Origin of the sequence: Halobacillus rhizosphaerae (assembly GCF_046719735.1) — a bacterium.
Lineage (GTDB): Bacteria > Bacillota > Bacilli > Bacillales > Halobacillaceae > Halobacillus_B > Halobacillus_B rhizosphaerae.
The window spans coordinates 21,697-44,895 of record NZ_JAUTWQ010000003.1 but is presented as its reverse complement, the minus strand read 5'-3'; the positions used below and the strand labels follow the sequence as shown (position 1 = coordinate 44,895).

Here is a 23,199-nt window from a genome sequence, read left to right as displayed (position 1 = left end):
TTAATCAACCGTGAATTAAAAAGAAATAAACTTCCTCAGAAAGATGCAGACTCCGGAAGTTTATTTCCTAACGGTCTCATCTATGCATTTACATCCTTACCAATCACTATAACTAAGGCAAGAATGACGACAATAATAATCACGAAAATAATAGATAACGGCCTGGAAACATTCGCTTTTCTCACTTCTTCCCAACGGACGGGCCGAATTCCGCTAATCGAAAACATCGTTACAGCGGCCAGTAAAATGGACATAATATTAACTGTTACAAGAAGAAATGCCCCATACGCGTGAAGATAAGCCCCATCTCCAATGGACATCCCCATCGCAACCGTCGGAGGCAGAAGGGCAACAGCTACCATGACTCCCACCAGATTTCCAGATAATCGATTTAAAAACGCCAATGCTCCAGCAGCTCCTGAGGCGACCCCGAGATAAATATCGATAATCGTAACCTTTGTGCGGTCTAAATATTGGTCGGTGTGCATTCCCATATCAGAAAAATACCCAAATAGTATGGAAATAAATAAAACAATGCCAATCCCATATAAAGAAGTTACGGCCGCTCTGCCCAGTAGTTTGTAATCTCCTAATACGGAAGTGAAAGCAACCGCAATGACAGGACCGATCATAGGCGCAATCACCATGGCTCCAATTACAACGGCTTCGCTGTCTTTTAAGAATCCGACCGTAGCTACTATAGCAGATAAAATAATAAGCAGGGAATAATTCCAGGTAATCGTACCGCTTTTTTCTACAGAGGTAATCAGTTCTTGTCTGCTGGCACGAAGTAAACGGATCCTTTCATTTTCTTCCTCTTCCTTTTCCACTTCTTCCTTGGAAGAACGGTTGACGGTTTCCTTAGAAAAATATGTTTTTACAGGAATAAGCATCGTTTCAAACCCTTCAACTACATTAGAGACGCCCTCCAAATAGTTAAGAATCTCTTCCACTTCTCTCGTTCCTACTAAGATTCTTACAAGCATTCGTTCTTCAGATTCACTGGAAACCCAATACGATTGGTAATTGTACTGTTTTAATTTTTCGTCAATGGATTCAAAATGATGATCCGGTACATAAACTTCGATTAATTGATGTTCCACATATTTTCCCTCCTTTTCCTATCATTCTTCCCATCTTTTCATATTTTCTTGCTTAATTTTTCATGAAGACTCTGTTCATTTCATGTTTGGAAAGTCAAAGACCGTACTCGAGGAAGCGTCCTGGAGTTAATCCTTTGATTTCATGCATATGAGGCAGGTATTACTAAACGCTGTTAAACGCAATTTAAGAACCCCGTATGAAAATAACCTCTAAAACATAGTATCTCTTTTCATAAATAAAATGCTTTATCACATACTAATTCCAGCTACTTTCGAGAGATGGTGAGATCATGAACGGTACCCAATTACCTATGGACTTAGAGGCCTATATTCAAGCACTCGAAGATCAATTCAATCAAAGTCCAGACTTAGTGCAAAAAATCTTTCATATTAAAGGCCAGAAAATCATCCTGCATTTCGTTAATTATCAAGTAAACAAGGAACAACTAGAACATGAATTGCTGGAACCTCTTATGAGCAATAGAAAACCCTGGACCATTCAAGAACTGCAAAATAAAATTCCGCTGGCTTCCTCAGAAACCGTCAACTCTGTGCCCGACATTTCGAAGAAGATCATTCATGGATCTGCCGCCATCTATTTTCCAGGAGAAAAAGAAGCAATTATCTTTGACGTGCCCGAGCAATCTAAACGGCAGCTTGCCAGGGCGGAAACAGAATCATTAGTATTCGGACCGCAAGTTTCATTTACAGAATCACTGCAGACGAATTTAAATGTCCTCCGCTGGCGGCTGGATACAGAGGACTTAGTCGTAGAAAAATTGATTGTCGGGGAGCGAATTCAATCAGAAATCCGCCTCGTTTATTTAAAGTCACTTGCCAATGAAGAAAATGTGAAAACCTTCAGGCAGAGAATCAAAGAATTGACCGTTGACGAAGTGGAAGATACGAGCGTATTAGGACAGTATATAGAAGATTCATCAAGTTCTGTCTTCCCACAGCTCCTGTTTACCGAGCTTCCTGACAGGTTCTGCCATTCTCTTTCCAGAGGAAGAGTAGGGGTACTTGTAGACAAAAGTCCTACCGTATTAATTGGTCCAATGACGCTATTCAGTTTTTTTGAATCCACGGAAGATCTGTATATGCGATGGAACATGGGAACTTTTATTCGTTTACTACGGTTCTGGTCAATGTTTATTTCCATTATTCTTACACCTATGTACGTGGCAGCCTTAACTTATCATTATGAAACCATTCCGGCCTCCCTGCTGATTACCTTGGGGCAATCAAGATCTACGGTTCCCTTTCCTCCTGTCTTTGAAGCTCTGTTATTGGAACTGCTTATTGAATTGTTAAGAGAAGCAGGGGCAAGACTTCCGACTAAGGTTGGCCAAACGATGGGTATTGTAGGCGGTATCGTGTTAGGACAAGCGGCTGTAAAAGCGGGGTTTACGAGTAATATTTTAATCATTATTGTAGCATTGAGTGCACTTGCTTCCTTTACAGCTCCCAGCTATCTAATGGGAACAGCGATTCGAGTCATTCGCTTTCCCATGATCGTGTTAGCAGGGGCATATGGATTAATTGGAATCTTCGCAGGGCTCAGCTTTTTGGTTATCCATTTGCTTAAACAGAAATCATTAGGGCGTCCTTATCTCGCACCCTTATACCCGTTTCAAGCCAAAGATTTTAATGATTCCATCATCCGCCTGCCCTTTCAGAAAAATACAAGAAGGCCGGTGAATGTCATGCCTAAAGATCAAGCGAAATACAGCAAAGATAAAGCGACCATCCATAAAGATGTGGATGAACCATGAAAATAAATTTAACGATCTCGTCTGACCAGGCTGTTCAAGCTTTTTATGTATTCTTTATCGTTCACACTTTACAGATTGGTGCAGGACTGATGGGAGTTCCGCGGATATTATTTGTAGAGGCTGAATCGGATGCCTGGATTTCCATCATTATTGCCAGCCTCTGTATCCACTTTGTGGTTTGGATTATGTTGCTGATTCTTAAGGAGTATGAAAGCGCCGATATTTTAGGCATTCAAGAAGATGTGTTTGGCAAGTGGATAGGAAGGTTGATTTCCTCTGCTTACCTCGTCTATTTGTTTTCCATTCTCTTAGCTGTTTTAAAGAATTACATTGAGGTTGTTCAGGTATTTGTCTTGCCTGAAATGTCTACATGGCTGATGAGTCTATTTTTAATTTTTTTAGTGGTTTATAGTTTGCTGGGTGGTTTTCGTGTCATGGTCGGGGTTAGCTTTTTGTTTTTTTTCGGAACCATCTGGCTTGTTTTCTCCCTATATAAACCTTTATCACTTATGGATTGGAGCCACTTTACTCCGATTGGAATTCATAGCTATATGGATATATTACGAGGAGCATTTAAGATGAGCTATTCAGTTCTAGGATTCGAGGTGCTCTTCTTCATTTATCCCTATATCCGGAATAAGAAAGATATCCACCTCCCACTTCACGCCGGGATTTTCTTAACGAATCTGCTTATCTTTCTTGTCACCGTCGTTTCCATAGGCTACTTCAGCCCCGGTCAATTGAAAGAATCGGTCTGGGCAACGCTTTCGCTTTTTAAAATCATCCATTTCTCCTTTATTGAACGATTTGATGTTCTCGCCGTATCCCTGTGGATGACAGTTATTCTGCCTAACTTAATTATCTTTTTTTGGATGATCATCCGTATATTTCGCAGGAGCTTTAACGCACCGGAAAAACCTACGATGTACACGCTGGCAGTTTGTCTCTTTATTGCTTCTATGCTAATTGAATACCGGATCAATATTGACAAGCTTACGGATTTTGCCGCAAAATCAGGGTTTTATCTCGTTTTTATTTACCCCCTGATTCTTTATCCAATCGTTAAAATTAAAAAACGACTTAAAAAGGGGCATTCCTCATGAGAATAAGCATTCTGTTTCTTCTCCTATCACTATTGCTGACGGGATGTCTTCCCAAAAATTACTTGGAGCAGTTAGGTATTATTACAGCAGTCGGCTATGACAAAATAGACAATAATAAATTAAGGGGAAGTATGGTAATCAACCAATTCAGCTCTACTTCCCCTACTACGTCTCAAGTACTTATAAGTGAAGCGGCTACTTCTAAAGGACTGCGTTTAAATGCAGATACAAAAACTAGTCACAAGTTGGTTTCCGGCCAAGTTCGCTTAGAAATCTACGGAAGAGATATTGCAAAAAGCGGACTGGAAGGATACATGGATACCCTTTCAAGGGATGCCAAAGTTTCTGACATGGGCTATCTAGCTATAGCTGATAACCAGGCAGCTGAATTATTGAATTCAGCTAATTCAGAAGACGCGCCCAACATCGGTACTTATATGCAGCGGCTCCTGGAGAAAAGTATTCATAGACAAATTATTCCAAACTGTACGCTGCATGAGTTTAACCATATGTATTATGACGTGGGAATAGATCCTGTTCTCCCTTTGATGAAACTTGAAAATAATAAAGCGGTGATCAAAGGTTTAGCTTTATTTAAGGAAGATTCTTTCCAAGATGAACTTCCTCAGGAGGATATTTATAAATTAATGATCTTAAAGAATGAGTTCTCGGATGGGCAATTTCAATTAAAACTTGAAAAAGATGCATTTGAGGAGGATAAAAAAGAAACGAGCAAACAAGATTATGATGAAGGTCCTCTGTTAGTTTCTTTTCATGAAATCAACAGTAAAGTCAAAATTTCTCCAAAACAAGGCTCTCCTTCTAAGCAAACCGTTCATATCAAAATGGATGCCAGACTTTTAGAGCTATCCAAAGATATTGATTTAAAACAAATGAAGGTCATAGATAAAATAGAACGAGAAGTAGAAAAAGAATTAACAAAGCAATTAGAAGGGTTGATCGAACAATTAAAAGAGGATCAGATTGACCCTGTGGGGTTTGGCAGAAATTACAATAGCAAAAATCGGACACAGCGGTTAACTGAGAAGCAGTGGAGAGAAACCATTCCTAATTTAGATGTGGATATTCATGTGAAATTTAAGATGCTGCGCCATGGAATCACAGAATAAGCCTCGCTTGACAGCGAGGCTTTTCAACTTGCCAAAAAACAAAAAAGGTCGGCCTTTGTAAGGTCAATGATCAAATATAAGCGAAAGACTCTCGTGCCCTTATATTTGAATCCATGATTTTACCAAAAAAATAGTGAAGCGACTGCAATCGTTGCTATTGCAGCAAAAGCAACGGGATAACCATAACCCCATCCATAATAACCATATCCAAAACCACGATTTCCGTTCAACGGACGAATCCAAACTCGATCCCTGTCTACTCTAGTAACTTCACCTAGATGCGTTCTTCCATCATGACAAGCAATTCTGACTGGTCTGCCATGAAACTGTCTGCAGCGTCCATAAAGATCTCCGTACGGCATGCGTATCCTCCTCTATGTCAAAGTCACATAAAAATGATATGTGCTGTTAGTATATGTCCAATAGAGGGAATGGTATGGACGATTGCTTATAGCATCAATTTGTTCATAATTTTCTCTTAGTGAAGCATAGAATGGTTTTAAGTAAAGGAGAGACGTTCTATGTTGATACCCACTCAAGATATGATCCGTACGTATGTTGAAAAGAGTAAACGAGCCCCACGATCGCAATGGTACTTTATTCAATGTGATGTGGTCGCTAAACCATTAAAATCGTTGTTTCCGCATGTACATAGAGAAGAAATTCACTATAATCTGCTGGAGCAAGGTCTTTTTGAACCAGAAGAGAGAAATCATCTTCTGCACACGCTGAATAAAATGGAGGAATTGCAGCTATGGAGGTTTGTAGAAAGGGAATACAAACTCCTGAAAAGAAAATGGAAGGGGCCAGACATTCCGATTTATATTTTTCCCATTAAAAAAGCGCAGCAGGCAACAAGAAAACAAGCTGTAAAAAAGAATGGACTCGCTTATAAAGAAGTTATATTTTTGTTCTTATCTCCGTACGTGAACAAAGAGGAAATAAAAGCGCTCCTCGCGCATGAGTACAGCCATGTCTGCCGGCTGGCATCTGGCCAGACTGAACTGCAAGAACTCACTTTAAGCGACTCTATTATCATGGAAGGGATAGGCGAATACGCAGTCAAGGAACAGTGCGGTGACGAGTGGCTTGCCCCTTGGACTTCATTATATTCGGAAGAACAGGCTCTTGATTGCTGGAATAAAGAGTTCCTGCACCAGCTTTCAAGAAAAGGCTTAGACCATCATCAAATTTATTTATATGGAAACGGAACGCGCCGGCTCCCTAAATGGATGGGCTACCACCTTGGCTACCGCATTATACATGCTTATATGAAACGGCATCCATCCCTTCATACTGAAGATTTATTAGCGGCATCTACAGAAGAGCTGCTTCAGGGATCCGGGTTTCCAACTGAATAATTTTATAACCTGAGTTACCTGTAAGCCGAGTCCCCTTCCGGACAATGCCCGGTCCTGTAAGGGGGGTCGGATAAACAACAATGTGAACTAAATAAAAATCCTGCAGAGAAATCATTTTCTCTGCAGGATTTTTTATACCAATTAGGAATTGAATTCATCAGGGTGGAAGCCGATCCGATTATCCTTATGAAGTTCATTAATCTGCTGGATTTCCTCATCCGTTAGTTCGAAATCATAGAGGTCAGCATTTTGTGCCTGACGATCTTTATTAGATGATTTAGGGATCGTCACAATTCCGTGCTGCAAGTCCCATTTTAAGATAATCTGCGCAGGTGTTTTATTATATTTATCCGCAAGTTCTTTTAAAATCGCCGCATCAAAATATTTCCCTCTTCCTAGTGGCGCCCAGGCTTCTAATTGAATTTCATTCTGCCGGCAGTACTCTGCCAAATCTTTCTGGTAAAGTTCCGGATGAAATTCTACCTGGTTGACCATTGGCTTAACCTCAGCATCTTTTATTAAGTCTTCAAGATGATGTTCCATAAAGTTGCAAACACCAATAGCTTTCACTTTTCCGTCTTTATAAAGCTTCTCGAGTGCCTTCCATGTTTCTTTATATTTCCCACCTACTGGCCAGTGGATCAAATAAAGATCAAGGTACTCAATTCCTAGCTTATTCAGACTGCGATCGAACGCCTGTAAAGTTTCCTCATAGCCTTGCTCATCGTTCCAGACTTTAGTGGTAATAAATAACTCTTCACGAGGGATTTTACTTTCCAGAATCGCCTGACCAACGCCTTCTTCATTATCGTAGAACGAAGCCGTATCAATATGACGATAGCCAAGATCCAATGCAGATTTAACTGCTTTTACAACTTCATTCCCATCTTCCATTTTATAAACTCCAAGTCCTACCTGGGGCATTTTCACTCCATTTTTCAAGGTTGCTGTATCCGTTAAACTCATGATATATACACTCCTTTAATAAATAGCTCTACAGAGTTAAGTACCCTGAAGATGCCCCGATTTAAACCTGGGCATCGGTATGATACAAAGATGAATCCAGGTGAGTTAGTAAAAAGTCAGCTGGCTCATTTCCGATAAAAAAAAGCGAATGCAGCGGTCGGGTCATCGCTACATACAGCATTTTAATATCTAATTCTGTAAGTCTGTAGGGATATTGATCGCAATATAAAAATACCACATCAAATTCCAGCCCTTTTGCCAAATAGGCTGGTAAAATCATCCGATTACTCATTCCCTGCTCTTCGTGAAAAGCCTGAAAATCATGTCCCGCTTCCTTAAGCTCTTCTGCCGCCTGAACTGCTTCTTGTTTTGTCTTCGTAACGATCGCATAACTAGTCATCTTCTGTTCTTCCAGGTGATGTAGAAGCTCGGAGAAGCGTTCCATCCAATCTGCTTGTTTCTCAAGAAATAAGGGCTTTTCCCCATGCCGGACTACCGGTTCTGCTTTGGGTAGATTATCAGGCATAAGCATGAGCAGTTCATTCGCAGCATTCATAATCTCAATGGTCGTTCGATACGTTTTTTGCAAAGTTAAGTAATTTACTTTGTGAAAAACATCTTCTTTTAATTGATCCCAGTGCTTTAATCCACGGTAACGGTAAATTCCCTGAGCTAAGTCGCCGACAATTGTGAATAAATCTGTTTGAAAGGCACGCCTTAAGCTATAAATTTCTAAATAACTGTAATCCTGTGCTTCGTCAATCACTACTTTCTTCGCTTGATCTTCTTTCGCAATTCCAGTGATAAACGACTTCAGATAAAGCAGGGCTGCAAGGTCCTCAGAAGAGAGCTGTCTCTGCTTTAAATAGGAGCTGGTGAGCTTTCGCATTTCCCTTATTGATTCCGAATCCTCTTCCAATAGAGAAGAAAAGACAGATTCACTGAATAATTCTTGATATACTTCTGTTAATTTCAACTTAGGATACTGTTTCATATATTTGGAAACGGCCGTACGCGCTTCCTTTTTTATTTCATTTAGTTTCTCTTCCTTGCGAGTAATGAGAAAGCTGACCCGCGTTTTTCTCTTAGCCGGGTCAGTCATTCCAAAGAGTGCTTTATCTAGTTCTTGATCGTATTTGGCAGCGACCTTGGAGAGAATCTGTTTCTTCTTCCTTCGTAATTCACTTTGGAGAATGGATTTTATCTTCTGAACTCGGACTTCATAAGGGAAATAGTTGTATTCTTTAATAAATAACCGTTTAATGGCTTTCCCGCTTTTTATTTTAAATTCACCCATCATAAAGTCCTGGTCTACTAAGTATTTTTTCTTAAGAATTTGTATATAGCGGTCGAGCAGCTGTTTGAATTCCTTCGATCCTTTATAGCCTGCCATCCACAAGGCAATCGAATCTTCCTGAGGTTCTTCCGATTCAATCGCCTTCATGAGAGTTGCCTGCTGACTGTCGACCGGCCAATGAATTCCCGTGACTTCTCTGACAAAATCACTAAAGGTCGTCTGCCTGGCTTTTTCAACCCCAAGCTCTGGCAATACTTCTGAAATATACTGGATGAATAAACGGTTAGGGGCAAGAATCAGCATTTCTTCAGGTTTGAATATGTCTCTCATGGAGTATAGAAAGTAAGAGATACGGTGTAAAGCAATGGTTGTTTTGCCGCTTCCTGCTGCTCCCTGAACAATAATGGGTCTTCTAAGGTCTGCACGTATCACTCGGTTCTGTTCTTCTTGAATCGTGGAAACTATTTCAGTCAGACGGCTTTCAGCATTTTGGGATAAGGAGTCTTGCAGCAGTTCATCTTTAGTGGTAACGTCAATATCCCTAAAATCATGCAGCTCTCCGTCCTCAATTTGGTATTGGCGCTTTAATGATAACGCTCCCTCATATCGTTCACCGTGAGCTTCGTAGCTTACCTCTCCAAGACGGCCTTCATAATAGACATTCGCAAGCGGCGAACGCCAGTCAAGGATAATGGGCTGCTGGGTTTCCCGGTCAAATAATGAAACTTTACCGATGTAGAATACTTCCTGGTCTGGTTTTTCTTTTCGATGGTAATCAATGCGGGCAAAATAAGGTTTCTTTCGTAGATGTTTGAGGTTCTCAAGCTGATCTTTAGACATCTTCATAAAATTGGAATGAGCCAGCATCTCTTGATAACGAAGGCTGCTGTCCTTAAAGTCCAATTTACTAAGCGTATCTTCCTGACGTTTCTTAAGGGTTTCCTGGTCTGCTTCCTGCGCCGTAATTAAATGGTCCATATACGCTTTAGTAAAAGAAAGTCTTTCAAGCTCTTGATCTAAATCAGGGTGGTTGTCAGTCATTTGTCATTCTCCCTTCCTCATTTAAACGGAATGACGTTGAAACAAGCCCTTGCAGATATTCGAAGCAACGAAAATTACATTACCACAAAATAACAACCCCTGCAAGAAAGAATAAAAGCGGAGAGGAGCGTTTAGATCCCCTGGGCTAAGTCAGCGGCTGTAAGAGGGGCGCACTCCCCCTCGGGAAGTCGATGGCATAGAACCGCGTGGATCTGCGACTCGCAACTGGAGGATCAAAAGAGGAGAGAAGCGTTTAGATCTAAACATAGAAAACCCGAACCCCTGTTAATGAAAGGTTCGGGTTATTTAATAAATTATTTCACCCTTTTTCAGTATACAGCAATGATGTGACTGACACACTTTCCAATTGTGCCAGGGCCATTATTTCTAATAGGCTGCTATTTCGCTTCCCGCCTAGTTTTATCACGGTCTTTGTTTTTGCAGAAAACTACTTGGCGGACACGAGCATTTTTTTCAGGTTGTCTGCATTCATTTTTGTGCTTTCCATTTGATCTATTTCGTAATGTTCTTGTTCGATAACAAACCATTTCACTAAATGATCATTGCTCGTTTTAATAATCTCCTCTATGTCCAAGTGTCCATTTCCAATCTCCGTGCTAACATTCTCATTCCCTTGTTTCTTTATATCTTTAATATGTAAAGAAACAACGCGATCGCCATACGTCTGAATAATATCATTCGGGTCATATCCAGCATACAGCGCCCAGAAACAATCCAGCTCCATTTTCACGTAGGCAGGGTCCGTATTCTTATAAAGAATTTCAAAACCTGTTTTATCTCCATACTTTTCAAATTCAAATGCATGGTTGTGATAAGCAAAAGTAAAGCCTTCCTGAAGACAGGCAGCACCAATCTCATTTAATAATTCAGCAAGCTTACGGTAATCATCTCCGCTTTGTCTCATTTCCTCAGGAATATAAGGACAAATAATGAGAGAATTATTAATCGTTTTATTGTACTCGAGGGTTTCAGCGAGCTGGTCTCCTCTTAACTGATCTATTCCAATATGGGCACCTGCTGCCTCGATTCCTTTTTCATTTAACAGGTCTCGTACTTGCTCGGCTGGGGTGTCAAAGAACCCGGCAAATTGAACGCCATCATATCCCATATCGGCAGCTTTAGCTACAGTGCCCAGGAAATCTTTCTCCACTTCTTCTTTAATCGAATAAAGCTGCAAACCCATCTTACTCATCTATAACGCCTCCAGATAAATATTTATTATTAAATGTGAGCACCTAGTTACTAGAATGCAATCTATGCCCCATCTTGTCCTCCTTAATTTCATTCGACTCCTTTCCTTATAATTCCTGCCAGGCTAAAGAGAGGAGTCCAAAAATGGAGACGAAAAAACTATTGTGGAGGCTTTTTATCTTCCACAAACTTCGGCAGTCTGCTCTCAATGGTTATAAATGAGATCAACCGTAATAATACTGGATACAAAGCTAAAATCCCTATTAAATCACCAATTCCTCCTAACAAACTTGTACCAAGCATAACGATAGATAATACCACCATGATCAGTACCGTAACTAAGCCGGTTCTGCCATTAATCGGCGTCCAAGCACCAGCGACTGTTTTTGTATCTTGTTCAAGTAAGCTAAAACACCGAAAATGATAGGGACGGATTCGAAACCAATTGGAAGCAGTGACAAGTTCATCTCGATCCCGAATTTCTTTAGAACAATAACGGCAAATTATTGGTTTCACTTTATCTACTCCTGCTCAAAAAAATGTAATAATAGATTCCAATCTATTGTAACGCATAACGTCGGTAATTCTAAGTATTTGAAACCGCCTTCTGCTGTCTACGCAATTATTTTTCATAAGAAGAAACCGCTGAGGATGAGATCTCTCAGCGGTAAGGGTTTATGATTTCTTTGCTGCCTGAATGATCTCAACTACGCGGTCTTTTGTTTTTTCACTCTGATAATTCTTCATATGCTCAAGCAGCTCGTTTTTTTCGCTCATTAGCTTTTTAATCTCCGCTAGTAAGCTCTCCTCCGTCAACTCTTCTTCTTCTAATTTCCTGGCATACCCTTGCTTTACAAAGGAATCCGCATTTAATATTTGGTCGCCTCGACTGGCTTTTCGCGAGAGAGGGATGAGCAGCATCGGTTTACGCAAGGCAAGGAATTCAAAAATGGCATTCGATCCTGCCCTGGAAATAATGTAGTCACTTGCTGCAAATAAGTCCTTGAGTTCCTCATTTACATAGTCAAACTGTACGTAACCCTCTCTCTTGATGGAAGCATCCTGGTTCCCTTGCCCGCAAATATGAAGGATCTGCACTTCCTTTAAAAGACGATCGAGGTTATTCCGAATGGCATCGTTAATCCGTTTCGAACCCGTACTTCCCCCCATGATCATGATCACGGGTTTATCATTAGTGAATCCGCAGATTCTCAATCCTTTATCCCGTTTACCTTCAAATAATTCTTCACGGACGACCGCTCCAATATACTGTGCTTTATCCTTTGGCAGGTGCTCCATCGTTTCAGGAAATGTTGCAAGAACTTTCTTTGCAAACGGGAAAGACAGCTTATTGGCAAGCCCCGGAGTGTAGTCCGATTCGTGGATAATTGCTGGGACTCTGTTCAATTTAGCTGCCGCAACTACAGGAACCGAAACAAATCCTCCTTTTGAAAAAATGACCTGAGGCTTCCTCTTACGGATAATCCGGATCGATTGCAGGAGACCTTTCATCACTTTAAACGGATCCTTCAAATTCTCTTTTGACATATATCTTCTCAATTTTCCCGTAGAAACCGCGTGGTACGTAACACCTTCCTGGGATTCAATAAGTTTCCGTTCAATTCCTTCGTAAGAGCCAATGTAATCTACTTGATAACCAAGCTTCTGGAACTCAGGAATAAGAGCTAGATTCACGATCACATGTCCTGCAGTTCCTCCGCCTGTAAACAATATTCGCTTGGTATTCATCGGTATTTCAACGTCCCTTCTCTAATCATTCTAACTAGGCTCACCATCACAATTGTGCTATAATCCTCATGTTCTACATGAATTGTACCAAAAAAGGGTGAACCCTATGTATGAAACAAACACATTTAAGCAAAAAATAAAATTATTCCTGACGATTCTGCTGCCCATTGTCATCACTCAAATTGGGATGTATGCGATGAACTTCTTTGATACAGTCATGTCTGGAAAAGCCGGGCCAGAACAGCTTGCTGGTGTGGCCATTGGCTCAAGTATCTGGGTGCCTGTATTCACGGGGCTGAACGGAATTCTCATGGCCATTTCCCCCATCGTTGCCCAGTTGAAAGGTGGAAAACAGGAAAAAGAAATTGCTCCCGCTGTGAAGCAAGGTGTTTACTTATCTATTGCTCTCGCTATTGTCGTTGCGGTGGTTGGTTTTTTTCTGTTGAATCCAGTCCTCTCACTTATGAATATCGAGCCGGAAGTCAGTCATGTAGCCAAGTATTATTTAATCACACTTGGAATCGGAATTATACCATTGTTCATGTTTAATCTGCTACGATCTTTTATTGATGCGCTTGGCCTTACGAGAATTTCCATGCTCATAATTTTACTTACTCTGCCTACAAATATCTTCTTCAACTATGTATTCATCTTCGGAAAATGGGGATTCCCCTCTCTAGGAGGCATAGGGGCAGGACTTGCATCAGCACTAACCTATTGGGTGGCATTCATTATCGTGGCCGCTGTTATCCAAAAGGTCCACCCCTTAAAAAGTTATGATATTTTCAAGAAATGGATGACTCCTTCATTAAAAGAATGGTGGGCGCAGTTACAAATCGGTCTTCCTATTGGTTTTGCTATTTTCTTTGAAACCAGTATATTTGCTGCAGTCACTTTTTTTATGACGGCATTTGATACTTCTACCATCGCCGCTCACCAGGCAGCGATTAATTTTGCATCTTTTCTTTATATGCTGCCATTAAGTATTGCTTTTACCCTTACTATCGCTGTGGGGTATGAAGCCGGTGGAAAAAGATATACAGACGCCAGAACGTATTCTTATATTGGAATTTCTCTGGCTGTCCTCCTTTCGATTCTTGCAGGGGTGATTTTGTACACGTTTGATGATTCCGTAGCCAAATTATACAGTTCGGATCCACATGTCATTGCTTTAACGAAAAATTTCATTTTTTACGCCATATTTTTCCAGCTTTCTGATGCCGTTGGTGCGCCGATTCAAGGGGTTTTGCGCGGTTACAAAGATGTGAATATTACCTTAATTATGGCGTTTATCTCTTATTGGGTTATCGGTTTGCCAAGCGGATATCTGCTTGCTAATTACACTAGTTTTGGTCCCTATGGCTATTGGATGAGCTTGATTATTGGTCTAACAGTAGGAGCAGTTTTTTTACTGATTCGTATGCTTTCTTTACAAAAGAAAATGATCAACAGAAAGGCTCGTGTTTGAGCCTAACCCACTATGGTACTGGTGAGGAAGCATACAAATCTGCAGGCACACTCACATGTCCACTTTAATTGTGAAAGATTCGATTTCGAGACTTTTGATGAGAATCTAGAGGCTGCGGGGAACGACTCGCTTTCCGCGGGCGCGCGATGAGCCTCCTCGAGCTGTTCGCTCTGTGGGGTCTCATTCTGCACTCTCCTCCCGCAGGAGTCTCCCCGTTCCCCTCCGCTCCTAGCTGTATGACTGCTCTCGAAATCTATACACCACCCTCCAGTATAGGGTGGAAATAAAATATTTCATGGTGTAAAAATACTCTTTAGAACCCTGCTGCAGGCTGGTAAAGAAGATGCATGTATCGAGATATGGTTGCATGGGAAATGAGCATCGTTTTCCTATCCTATCTATATGGATGAACAACATTGTTACAAAAAAATAATTCACAAAATCGAGAGGACATATGAACCAATGGGAAGAGTAGAAAACAATCTTCTATATTAGACCATTCTTCATAATTAGACGTTCTGTATTTATATTTCTGGATTATGCATTTTTATCCCCAATTTAATATTTCAATTCTCTCAATAATCATAAAGAGGTCGGGGAAATGGGGAGACTCCTATGGGAGGATAGGACAGGTGAGATCCCACAGGGCAATTTGCCCGAGGAAGCTCACCGGCCGCCCATGGAAAGCGAGTCATTTCCCCGACCTCGCTTTACTGATAACCGTAAAAGAAATCTTCAAAATGTCTTGAATCTGAGTCTTCAAGTAACGGGAGCTTTTGTTAATTACGGAATATAAAAAGAACGCTTGGATAAGTCCGTCCAAGCGTTCTTTGTATTTTATGCTTCATCTACTGTTGATTAAGATTCATGACCACTAACCGTTCTTCTGTCATATCCTCAATCGTATACTTCGGACCTTCTTTCCCCCATCCGCTGCCTTTCACACCACCATACGGCATGAGATCAACGCGATATTGAGAAGAATCATTAATCATAAGACCGCCAACTTGAACATGCTTAGCCGCATAGAAGGCTGTATCAATATTTTGTGTGAAAATACCGCCTTGCAGCCCGTACTGAGATTTGTTCACTTCCTCAATACAATCTTTAATATTTGTAAATGGAATCATACTAACGACCGGTGCAAAAATCTCTTCACATACAACCTTCATATCGTTGGTTACATTTGTAAGAACAGCAGGTTGTAATAGAGCGCCTTCACGTTCTCCACCGTGAATGACTTTTGCTCCTCCTTGCTTCGCTTCTTCAATCCACTGCTCTGCCCGTTCAGCTTCCTCCACACTAATCATAGGACCAACGTCTGTGTCCGGGTCGTTAGGGTCACCAATGTTTAAGGATTGAATGGCTTCAATGAATTTTTTTTGAAATTCTTCTCTAATGTCTTCATGTACGTATAATCGCTGCACTGAAATACAGACCTGTCCAGCGAATGCATAACTCTTCGCCGCCACATTTTGAGCTGCAGCTTCCACGTCTGCTTCTTTATCAACAATGACAGGTGAGTTGTTTCCTAGTTCCAGAATGAGTTTATTCATTCCTGTATTCTGCTTAAGCTTCATGCCAACTTTAGCACTTCCCGTAAAGGTGTACATGTTAATTCTTGAATCTTCCATCATTTGATTCCCTACGGTGGAACCTGAACCTACTACAACATTTAAGAACCCTTTAGGCAGTCCAGCTTCTTCAAAAAGTTCAGCGAGCTTTATTGAAGAAATCGGTGTTTTACTAGCAGGCTTTAATACAACGGCATTCCCGGCCGCAATGGCTGGAGCAATCTTATGGGCAACTAAATTTACTGGGAAGTTGAACGGACTAATGGCTCCGACTACACCTACAGGTACTTTGATGGTAAATGCCATACGATTCTCAGACCCGGGAGCTGATTCTACTGGAACGCCTTCTCCGTGAATTCGCTTAGCTTCCTCTGCTGAAATCTCAAAAGTTTGAGTGGCTCGATCGATTTCTGTTCTCGCTTGTTTTAAAGGTTTACCTGCTTCAGCGGTAATAATTTTTGCGAGTTCTTCCTTATTTTCCTGTAACAGTTCGCTAACACGTTTCAGGATTTGATATCGTTTATAAGGGGGCATTGGATTTTCTTTAAAGGCTCGCTCAGCAGCATCTACTGCCTGGGTAACTTCCTGTTCAGATGCTTTTGAAACCTTCGCATAGGTTTCCTGAGTATATTTATTTGGGACTTCAAGGGCATCTTGTGTTTCCACCCATTCTCCATTAATAAAGAGTTTATAACTTTTCACCATAGATCACTCGTCTCCTTTAATTGGAATCTATTGAGTGTATTGCCGCTTTCAGATAAAAATAAACTTTCAAGAGGCTGTATAAGTGCAACAAAAAAAGCTTTGCCGGGAGGAGTTCCCGGCAAAGCTTATAACTTTTATTTATAGGAATAGACCTGCCATGGTTGCAGATAGCATAGATCCTAGTGTCGCACCAATTAACAGCTTAAGTCCAAACCCTGAAACTTTTCGCCCTTTGTCTGGGTCAATTCCCTGAACCGTACCCGCAATAATCCCAATAGATGAAAAGTTTGCAAAGCTGGTAAGGAAAACGGTAACAATCCCTACGGTTTTCTGAGAAACTTCAGGGACCATTTCTTTAAATTGCAGCATAGCTACAAATTCATTGGTCACTATTTTCGTACCCATAATGGCACCTGCATCAATGACTTCACCAGCTGGTATACCCATTAGTAATCCAATTGGAGCAATGACATATCCAAGTGCCTGCTGCAATGTAAATCCTGAGAAGAAGAATGAAAAGACAGCATTCACTAAGTCAAGAGAAGCGATAAAAGCAATCAGCATAGCTGCTACGATTAACGCGATTTTACCACCATCTAACGCTCCATTTCCCATTGCTTCAAAAAAGCTGTTTGCGTTTGATACTTCATGAATATCAACACGGTCTTCTTCTTTTGATACTTTAACTGGAGCTACTATGGAAGCTACAATTAACGCACTAAACATATTTAATGGTAAAGCTACAAGCACATAATCTGGAGGAAGAATATTAAGATATGCACCTACTATGGAAGCAGATACAGACCCCATAGCTGAAGCACTTACGATATAAAGCCTATTTTCATTTAAATGGGTAAATTGAGTCTTAATCGCAAGAATTGCTTCAGACTGACCAAAGAAAATACTGTTTACGGCGTTAAATGATTCTACTTTAGGCAGACGAGTGATGAATGATATAAATAGACCCAAATATTTAATAATAAACGGAAGGATCTTCAAATACGTAAGTACAGAAAGGATCGTAGCAAAGAAAATAATTAATAAAAGCACATTAAAGAAGAAAACAGTGGCCCCATTATCTGTGGCGATTCCACCTAGTACGAAATCTACCCCATTACTTCCAAATTCAATCAGTTTGTTAAAAACCCAGGAAACGCCATTAATAATTTTAGCCCCGATTTCAGTTTTAAACATAATAAATGTTGTAACTAATTGTGCGAAAAGCATGACCACAATACCGAAATAATTTATGTTTTTTCTATTATTGGACATGAGAAATGCGATTCCCAAAATAACCCCAATCGCTAAGATACCTAGTAAAATATCCACGCTTTAGTCCTCCTCAAAAGTTGTAAGTCGTCTCGATTTCCAGACAAATGTAAATGCTTTCATATCTGGTTTCCATATTGGATTTTAACAGGTTGTCAGACGTCTTGCAAGACTTTTAAAAAAGAGTGAATCTTCTTATAAATGTATTTTTCTATGACTACTGCCAACATTGCCGGTACGGTGCTGTTCTCTAATTTTTAATTAGAAAAAATTTCCTGATGCCCCTAATCAAAAGTCTTAAGAAACAAAACCTTCTAGTTAGAGATATTTGTTATTCTGTAGTAATGGGAGACTAATCGAAAAAGGCAGTTGGTAAAAACCAACTGCCTCTCACTTCCTTTTATTTACTTATAAACATCTGTGACCAATAATACCCATAGCTTCCGCCTTTAGCAAAACCGACTCCAATGCGAGTCAGCTTTCGATCAAGGATATTCCTTCTGTGACCGGCACTGTTCATCCAGCCATTTACAACCTCTTCAGGGGTACTTTGGCCTGCCGCAATGTTTTCAGCAGCTCTGTGATAAGAAATATTAAAATCTTTCATCATTTTGAAAGGAGACCCGTAAGTAGGAGAAGTATGAGAGAAATAGCCTTTGTTCGCCATATCTCTTGCTTTATATCTGGCTACTCTAGACAATTGCCAATCCGCTTTCAATGCTGGGATCCCTCTGCTTGTGCGTTCTTTATTCGTTAGATCAATGACTTGCTGTTCAATTGATTTAACTTTTTTCTTTAGCGGGATCGTTACCCTTTCTCCAGGATAAATCAGGTCAGGATTCTTAATTTGGGAGTTAGCATTAATGATTTCAGACAGACCTATGTGATATCTTTTCGAAATCTTCCATAATGTATCCCCGGACTTTACTGTATACGTATCTGTGGACTGAGCATGCGATTCCACTGGTTGTTGTACAAACAGTACAGCTGCAAGCATGAGCACTCCTAACGTCATCCAAACTACTTTCACTGCAATCGCTCCTTTTGAGTTATTCAAAAGTAGTTTGGCTGAAAACCCATATTTTATACAACAGCGAAAGCCGCATTAAAGAATCTGCAAATAACACGTTTTTAAAGTTCGCAAAAAAATACACCCTGCAGCCGGTCAAGCTGCAGGATGCTATACCTAAGGGGAGGCATACTCATAATTAGTTGGAAAGAACACAGCAAGCTAGAACATCCAGATGCTTTGGGCTCTATTCCGTTTGTTAAAAAATTCATTTTAAGAGGAATGACCTAGTCCTCTATACTTTCACAATAATTAGACGATCTGGTGAAGCAAAAGGTTTCAAACCATTCAATTTTTCTAATTTATTACCCCTGTTTCCTGAATATCAATCGTTACGTTAGGTTCAATCTTAATTTTTGGAAAAGTTTTATCCCAATCCAATTTCCCCCATACTTCTGGATGATAGGCTTTCACTTGACGCCCAATCGCAAATACATCACTATTTGCCTCCTGAACAGTCTGCAGTAACTCTTCTGCATCCTTCGTTAATTCTTTTGATAGGATTTTATCTAATTTCTTTACCTTAGCAGGAGAATCTAGATGGTTACTCGGGAATTCTACAACTCTTACTCGCATGTTTAAATCAATTTTTGCGGATACTTCACTGCCTTTAGCTGATATTGTGAGTTTTTGCTTCACTTTCATTACATTAAAAGTTAAATAATCTAATAATTGATTATTCTCATGTTCTTCTACCTTCTTCGTCAACCTGGCAAATTTACCTTTATAGCCTTCCAAAAGCATAAGAAGTTCTGACTGTGCTGGGTTAAGACTTTCCCCCGTGTACACATCGCCATGGAATAGGGCAAGACCTTGATATTTTATCAGCTGGGGCCCTTCGATAACGGTTAAGATCGGCAGCGTAAAGTCTCTTCCTGGTTCAATAAGATCTGAACAAATGTTCTGCAGGTTCTTTCCTGTAAAATGAGTAGAGGTAACCAAAGCATCGAGAAGGCCGCTAATGTACTTGCTGATCCTTACTTCCGTAGGGTTCTGAAGCGAAATCACATCTCTAGCCTTTCCATCTACTAATGCCAAATAAGAATTCAGATTGTTATCTGGATTTCGATAAAAATCATCTAATATTGGGTAAATACCTTTCTTTGCTAGGTCGGATCCTATTAATATGGACTGCAGCTTGGCAGGGTCAAAGGAATTGGAGATAGTCTGGTCAATCTTCTCTCGCGCATCCCGGACAGAATCCGCTTCTGTAGAAATAATTTGGACATGTTCCTGACCAGGACCGTCACCTCCTCTTTCAACAGAAGGAATCGATACGGTTTCAATAATCTTCCCGTTTTCACTTTGATCAAAGCCTTTGGCAAGAACTAGCTTTACATCTTTAAACTGCCGCTGATCCCAGCAGCCCGTCAACAAAAGGAGTGCGAGCAGCATGCATACACCTCTTATTTTCATGTAGCCCGACTCCCCTTCTTTTGAAATTTCTTTCTAATGACTATCACCATATACATCAAAAAGGGGAATCCGACGGTAAAAACATAACCTGAATGAACTACATATTTGCTAAACATTTCAACTTTGTGCATATCATAGCCTAGAAACAACGCTATAACAAAAACAATAAATCCAATAATAATGCTCATCAACCGGTACTTCTGCGAGTTAAATACCGTTAACAATCCGACCGTTGCCATAAACAAATAAGTAGTAAGCGAGGTAGCTACAGATACGATCCAAATAGAAATAAAGAATAAATCTACCCTGGCCAAAATTGAAAACTCATAGGACTTCAACATATAAAGTACTGGTTCAGGAACTAGATCAATTTCATCTGTGCTAAAAAATGTATAGGAGACCAGAACTATAAACAAATAAAAGAACAGGACAAACCAATGAGCTTGAAATATTGTCTTTAATTTTTCTTTTGGTTTTCCCTCCACTCGTGAGAATAAGACCAGGGAAACAATATAACCAAAGAAAGAGAGAATCGCCTGATTCATCCCTTTAAAGACAGGCCCCCACCCATCAGCCATAATGGGTAGAATATACATGATTCTTATTTCTTTTATAGAATAAATCATCAACACAAAGAGGAAAAAGAGTAAGAATGATAGAAAGGTGTAGAGTCTTGCAATAACCGTTAGATTTGAAGATAGAAAATACAGGCAAATCATGACCATTAATATACTTAAAACCCAAAATGGTGTACTTGGTAGAACCCACAAACTAATCATCCGGCCAAACAATAAAACAATTAATATGGCTATTAATACAAAGTAAAAAATAAAAGTTAAAGAAATAAATTTACCAATCCATTTGCTAAAGGCTTTTTCAATGATTTGAAAAAAGTTCAGTTCAGGATAGCTTCTTGCAATCAGCCACAAGACCAGCAAAACAATTTGCAGCAAGAGTCCGCCCAAGATTAAAGACATCCAGCCATCTTGTTTAGCCACTTTGTGCAAGTCATAGGGCATAGATAAAATCCCTACACCAATTTGCGTTTGAATGATCATAAAGAAGAATTGGCGTCTGGAGATCTTTGTCTCATTTAGTTTTACATGAAGCGGCTTTTCTGTCTGCTGGACACCAGACGATTGACCGGAATTATTTGTTTCCGGCTTATTTGTTTGGCTGCTGCTTTGTTTGCCCGGACTGCTCACGTTTTTTCCACTCCCTTGAGTTATCTATTGCTTTGGGCTGCATAGGATGGGCATCTTTAGGCCGCTGGTTCATTTTAAATAAAGGAATACGGATAAAGGTATCCTTTAGATCTCGAATTCTTAATGGTGTGAGAGGTGCAAAATAAGGAACACCGAAAGACTCTAGCTTGGCCAAATGAATCGCAATAAACAATAATCCAAATACAATTCCAACAAACCCAAGAGTTGCTGCTAAAAGAATGAGAGGGAAGGTTAACAGCCTTAGCGCTGTACTCAATTCATTTGACGGTACAACAAAGGAAGCAATTGCCGTCAGAGCAACGACGATCACCATTACATTTGAAACCAGACCCGCTCGCACAACCGCATCTCCAATAACGAGACCGCCTACAATACCAATCGTTTGACCAATTGGCTGCGGCAGCCGGATCCCGGATTCACGAATCAATTCAATAATGACCACCATTACCAGTGCCTCCATAATCGGTGGGTAAGCAATTTCATTAATCGAACTTTTTACCGGCATGATAAGTTCATCTGGGATAACTTCAAAATGAAAACTAACAATCGCAATATAAAAAGCTGGAAGACCTACCGCTATTAAAAAACTCATTAATCGGATAATCCGCACAAATGTTCCCGTGTACCACCGCATATTATAATCATCGGGTGATTGGTAAAACATAAAGAAAGTAGAAGGAGCAATGAGTGTGGTAGGGCTCCCTTCAGCCATTATAGCTATTCTTCCTTCAATAAGATTGGCTACTACTCTATCCGGACGCTCTGTATTCAACATCTGAGGAAAGGGTGAAGACGTTTGGTCTTCTATAAATTCTTCAATATACCCAGGGCTATGAATCATATCCGCGCTAATATCTTTAATTCTTCCTTCGACCTTTTGGACAATCTCTGGATCAACGATGCCATCCATGTACAAGAGTGCGACATTGGTATTGGTCTTCTTTCCAACTTTAAAATATTTTACCTTTAAATCCCGGTGCTCAATGCGCTTTCTAACTAAATTGATGTTGATTAAGATATTTTCAACAAAACCATCATGAGAGCCACGGACAACCTTTTCATTTGCAGGTTCATCTACACTGCGATTATAGGAAGAAGTGACGTTAAATAAATTGACTTTCTTCCTTCCTTCTTCTAAGTAAGCGGCATGACCGCGAAGTAAGGTGATGATTACTTCTTCTAAGTTTTCAGATACCTTCGCATTAGGAATTTCAGATATGTCATCATATTTACCGAGTTCCAAAGGGACAAAAATGTTCTCCTGGATTTTTTCCTGATCACTTAAACTTTCCAAGTAAAGCAATGCCGCTTTTCCCTTTTTTAAGGCTCTTACTTTTAAATCAGCGGTTTGGTGTAACGCATTCAATATATAATTTACATCATCTTTTAGATTCCCAGAACTCGGCTGTTCTGGATCCTTAGAATCATCCCTAACTTGCCGATCCGTAATTTTACTATGGTTACTTTGCCATATTCGTTTAAAAAAACCCATACACATCACCTATCCTATCCATATCTTCCCACAGTAAGAAATATTTATACTGAGGAGAGTCAATTAAATAAATGTCTGTACTAAGGAAATAGTTGTAAAAAAAGGAGCATTCAAATTAGTAGGAGGAATGGAAGAACGGAGGATAGAATAAGTGCTTTCATAAATAATTTGCTATCTTTCATTAGAAAACACAAAAACCCGAACCGTTGTATAATAATCGGTTCGGGTTTTCTAGTATAGATA

18 protein-coding genes are annotated in these 23,199 nt (G+C 40.1%); 5 read left to right on the top strand and 13 right to left on the bottom strand.

Annotation, left to right across the window (positions count from 1 at the left end):
• Positions 1 to 80: 80 nt before the first annotated feature.
• A complete protein-coding gene (locus Q7A53_RS05030; RefSeq protein ID WP_411788033.1) occupies positions 81 to 1,103 on the bottom strand; it encodes a TIGR00341 family protein in 1,023 nt (340 codons plus the stop codon).
• Positions 1,104 to 1,393: 290 nt separating this feature from the next.
• Between Q7A53_RS05030 and Q7A53_RS05025 the strand changes: the two genes are divergently transcribed.
• Genes Q7A53_RS05025 through Q7A53_RS05015 form a run of 3 tightly spaced genes read left to right on the top strand, consistent with a single transcriptional unit; the run spans position 1,394 to position 5,111 of the window.
• Positions 1,394 to 2,878: a spore germination protein gene (locus Q7A53_RS05025; protein ID WP_411788032.1), complete on the top strand. Its 1,485-nt coding sequence runs from the start codon at positions 1,394 to 1,396 to the stop codon at positions 2,876 to 2,878.
• On the top strand, positions 2,875 to 3,981 hold the full coding sequence (locus Q7A53_RS05020) for a GerAB/ArcD/ProY family transporter (RefSeq protein ID WP_411788031.1): 1,107 nt from the start codon (positions 2,875 to 2,877) through the stop codon (positions 3,979 to 3,981). The genes Q7A53_RS05025 and Q7A53_RS05020 overlap by 4 nt, the downstream gene beginning before the upstream one ends.
• Complete coding sequence (locus Q7A53_RS05015) at positions 3,978 to 5,111, top strand: Ger(x)C family spore germination protein (protein WP_411788030.1); 1,134 nt, start codon at positions 3,978 to 3,980, stop codon at positions 5,109 to 5,111. The genes Q7A53_RS05020 and Q7A53_RS05015 overlap by 4 nt, the downstream gene beginning before the upstream one ends.
• A gap of 119 nt (positions 5,112 to 5,230) precedes the next feature.
• On the opposite strand, the gene Q7A53_RS05010 is transcribed toward Q7A53_RS05015, so the two are convergent.
• Positions 5,231 to 5,473, bottom strand: a complete 243-nt coding sequence (locus tag Q7A53_RS05010; protein WP_411788029.1) for a hypothetical protein — start codon at positions 5,471 to 5,473, stop codon at positions 5,231 to 5,233.
• A 159-nt stretch (positions 5,474 to 5,632) separates the two neighbouring features.
• Here Q7A53_RS05010 and Q7A53_RS05005 point away from each other — a divergent pair, with 159 nt between their 5' ends.
• Positions 5,633 to 6,472 carry a DUF2268 domain-containing putative Zn-dependent protease gene (locus Q7A53_RS05005; protein ID WP_411788028.1) on the top strand — a complete coding sequence of 280 codons (840 nt, stop codon included), beginning with the start codon at positions 5,633 to 5,635 and terminating at the stop codon, positions 6,470 to 6,472.
• Between the two features lie 141 nt (positions 6,473 to 6,613).
• On the opposite strand, the gene Q7A53_RS05000 is transcribed toward Q7A53_RS05005, so the two are convergent.
• From Q7A53_RS05000 to Q7A53_RS04980, 5 genes are all read right to left on the bottom strand, one after another.
• Complete coding sequence (locus Q7A53_RS05000; protein WP_411788027.1) at positions 6,614 to 7,438, bottom strand: aldo/keto reductase; 825 nt, start codon at positions 7,436 to 7,438, stop codon at positions 6,614 to 6,616.
• Between the two features lie 61 nt (positions 7,439 to 7,499).
• Positions 7,500 to 9,776, bottom strand: a complete 2,277-nt coding sequence (helD, locus tag Q7A53_RS04995; RefSeq protein WP_411788026.1) for an RNA polymerase recycling motor HelD — start codon at positions 9,774 to 9,776, stop codon at positions 7,500 to 7,502.
• 448 nt (positions 9,777 to 10,224) lie between these two features.
• Positions 10,225 to 10,989 carry a sugar phosphate isomerase/epimerase family protein gene (locus Q7A53_RS04990; RefSeq protein ID WP_411788025.1) on the bottom strand — a complete coding sequence of 255 codons (765 nt, stop codon included), beginning with the start codon at positions 10,987 to 10,989 and terminating at the stop codon, positions 10,225 to 10,227.
• A gap of 158 nt (positions 10,990 to 11,147) precedes the next feature.
• On the bottom strand, positions 11,148 to 11,504 hold the full coding sequence (locus tag Q7A53_RS04985; RefSeq protein ID WP_411788024.1) for a hypothetical protein: 357 nt from the start codon (positions 11,502 to 11,504) through the stop codon (positions 11,148 to 11,150).
• 159 nt (positions 11,505 to 11,663) lie between these two features.
• A complete protein-coding gene (locus tag Q7A53_RS04980) occupies positions 11,664 to 12,737 on the bottom strand; it encodes an undecaprenyldiphospho-muramoylpentapeptide beta-N-acetylglucosaminyltransferase (RefSeq protein WP_411788023.1) in 1,074 nt (357 codons plus the stop codon).
• Between the two features lie 106 nt (positions 12,738 to 12,843).
• On the opposite strand from Q7A53_RS04980, the gene Q7A53_RS04975 reads away from it, so the two are divergent.
• Positions 12,844 to 14,205 (top strand): MATE family efflux transporter, encoded by a 1,362-nt coding sequence (locus Q7A53_RS04975; protein WP_411788022.1) that lies wholly within the window; start codon positions 12,844 to 12,846, stop codon positions 14,203 to 14,205.
• Between the two features lie 848 nt (positions 14,206 to 15,053).
• Here Q7A53_RS04975 and Q7A53_RS04970 read toward each other — a convergent pair.
• From Q7A53_RS04970 to Q7A53_RS04945, 6 genes are all read right to left on the bottom strand, one after another.
• Positions 15,054 to 16,484: an aldehyde dehydrogenase family protein gene (locus Q7A53_RS04970; protein WP_411788021.1), complete on the bottom strand. Its 1,431-nt coding sequence runs from the start codon at positions 16,482 to 16,484 to the stop codon at positions 15,054 to 15,056.
• Positions 16,485 to 16,622: 138 nt separating this feature from the next.
• On the bottom strand, positions 16,623 to 17,813 hold the full coding sequence (locus Q7A53_RS04965; RefSeq protein WP_411788020.1) for a NupC/NupG family nucleoside CNT transporter: 1,191 nt from the start codon (positions 17,811 to 17,813) through the stop codon (positions 16,623 to 16,625).
• 340 nt (positions 17,814 to 18,153) lie between these two features.
• Positions 18,154 to 18,750, bottom strand: coding sequence for a SafA/ExsA family spore coat assembly protein (safA, locus tag Q7A53_RS04960; RefSeq protein ID WP_411788341.1), 597 nt, complete (start codon positions 18,748 to 18,750; stop codon positions 18,154 to 18,156).
• A gap of 369 nt (positions 18,751 to 19,119) precedes the next feature.
• Positions 19,120 to 20,238 carry a Ger(x)C family spore germination protein gene (locus Q7A53_RS04955; protein ID WP_411788019.1) on the bottom strand — a complete coding sequence of 373 codons (1,119 nt, stop codon included), beginning with the start codon at positions 20,236 to 20,238 and terminating at the stop codon, positions 19,120 to 19,122.
• Positions 20,235 to 21,443: a GerAB/ArcD/ProY family transporter gene (locus tag Q7A53_RS04950; protein WP_411788018.1), complete on the bottom strand. Its 1,209-nt coding sequence runs from the start codon at positions 21,441 to 21,443 to the stop codon at positions 20,235 to 20,237. The genes Q7A53_RS04955 and Q7A53_RS04950 overlap by 4 nt, the downstream gene beginning before the upstream one ends.
• The gene (locus Q7A53_RS04945) at positions 21,403 to 22,956 is read right to left on the bottom strand and encodes a spore germination protein (protein ID WP_411788017.1); all 1,554 of its coding nucleotides are present in this window, start codon (positions 22,954 to 22,956) and stop codon (positions 21,403 to 21,405) included. The genes Q7A53_RS04950 and Q7A53_RS04945 overlap by 41 nt, the downstream gene beginning before the upstream one ends.
• Positions 22,957 to 23,199 lie beyond the last annotated feature (243 nt).

Excerpts from the sequence above, each read along its gene's own strand:
- Q7A53_RS04970 (WP_411788021.1), bottom strand. The coding sequence starts at position 16,484 with ATGGTGAAAAGTTATAAACTCTTTATTAATGGAGAATGGGTGGAAACA.
- Q7A53_RS05020 (WP_411788031.1), top strand. The coding sequence starts at position 2,875 with ATGAAAATAAATTTAACGATCTCGTCTGACCAGGCTGTTCAAGCTTTT.
- Q7A53_RS04975 (WP_411788022.1), top strand. The coding sequence starts at position 12,844 with ATGTATGAAACAAACACATTTAAGCAAAAAATAAAATTATTCCTGACG.
- helD (WP_411788026.1), bottom strand. The coding sequence starts at position 9,776 with ATGACTGACAACCACCCTGATTTAGATCAAGAGCTTGAAAGACTTTCT.
- Q7A53_RS04955 (WP_411788019.1), bottom strand. The coding sequence starts at position 20,238 with ATGAAAATAAGAGGTGTATGCATGCTGCTCGCACTCCTTTTGTTGACG.
- Q7A53_RS04980 (WP_411788023.1), bottom strand. The coding sequence starts at position 12,737 with ATGAATACCAAGCGAATATTGTTTACAGGCGGAGGAACTGCAGGACAT.
- Q7A53_RS04945 (WP_411788017.1), bottom strand. The coding sequence starts at position 22,956 with ATGGGTTTTTTTAAACGAATATGGCAAAGTAACCATAGTAAAATTACG.
- Q7A53_RS05010 (WP_411788029.1), bottom strand. The coding sequence starts at position 5,473 with ATGCCGTACGGAGATCTTTATGGACGCTGCAGACAGTTTCATGGCAGA.
- Q7A53_RS04990 (WP_411788025.1), bottom strand. The coding sequence starts at position 10,989 with ATGAGTAAGATGGGTTTGCAGCTTTATTCGATTAAAGAAGAAGTGGAG.
- Q7A53_RS05005 (WP_411788028.1), top strand. The coding sequence starts at position 5,633 with ATGTTGATACCCACTCAAGATATGATCCGTACGTATGTTGAAAAGAGT.
- Q7A53_RS05000 (WP_411788027.1), bottom strand. The coding sequence starts at position 7,438 with ATGAGTTTAACGGATACAGCAACCTTGAAAAATGGAGTGAAAATGCCC.
- Q7A53_RS05015 (WP_411788030.1), top strand. The coding sequence starts at position 3,978 with ATGAGAATAAGCATTCTGTTTCTTCTCCTATCACTATTGCTGACGGGA.
- Q7A53_RS05025 (WP_411788032.1), top strand. The coding sequence starts at position 1,394 with ATGAACGGTACCCAATTACCTATGGACTTAGAGGCCTATATTCAAGCA.
- safA (WP_411788341.1), bottom strand. The coding sequence starts at position 18,750 with ATGCTTGCAGCTGTACTGTTTGTACAACAACCAGTGGAATCGCATGCT.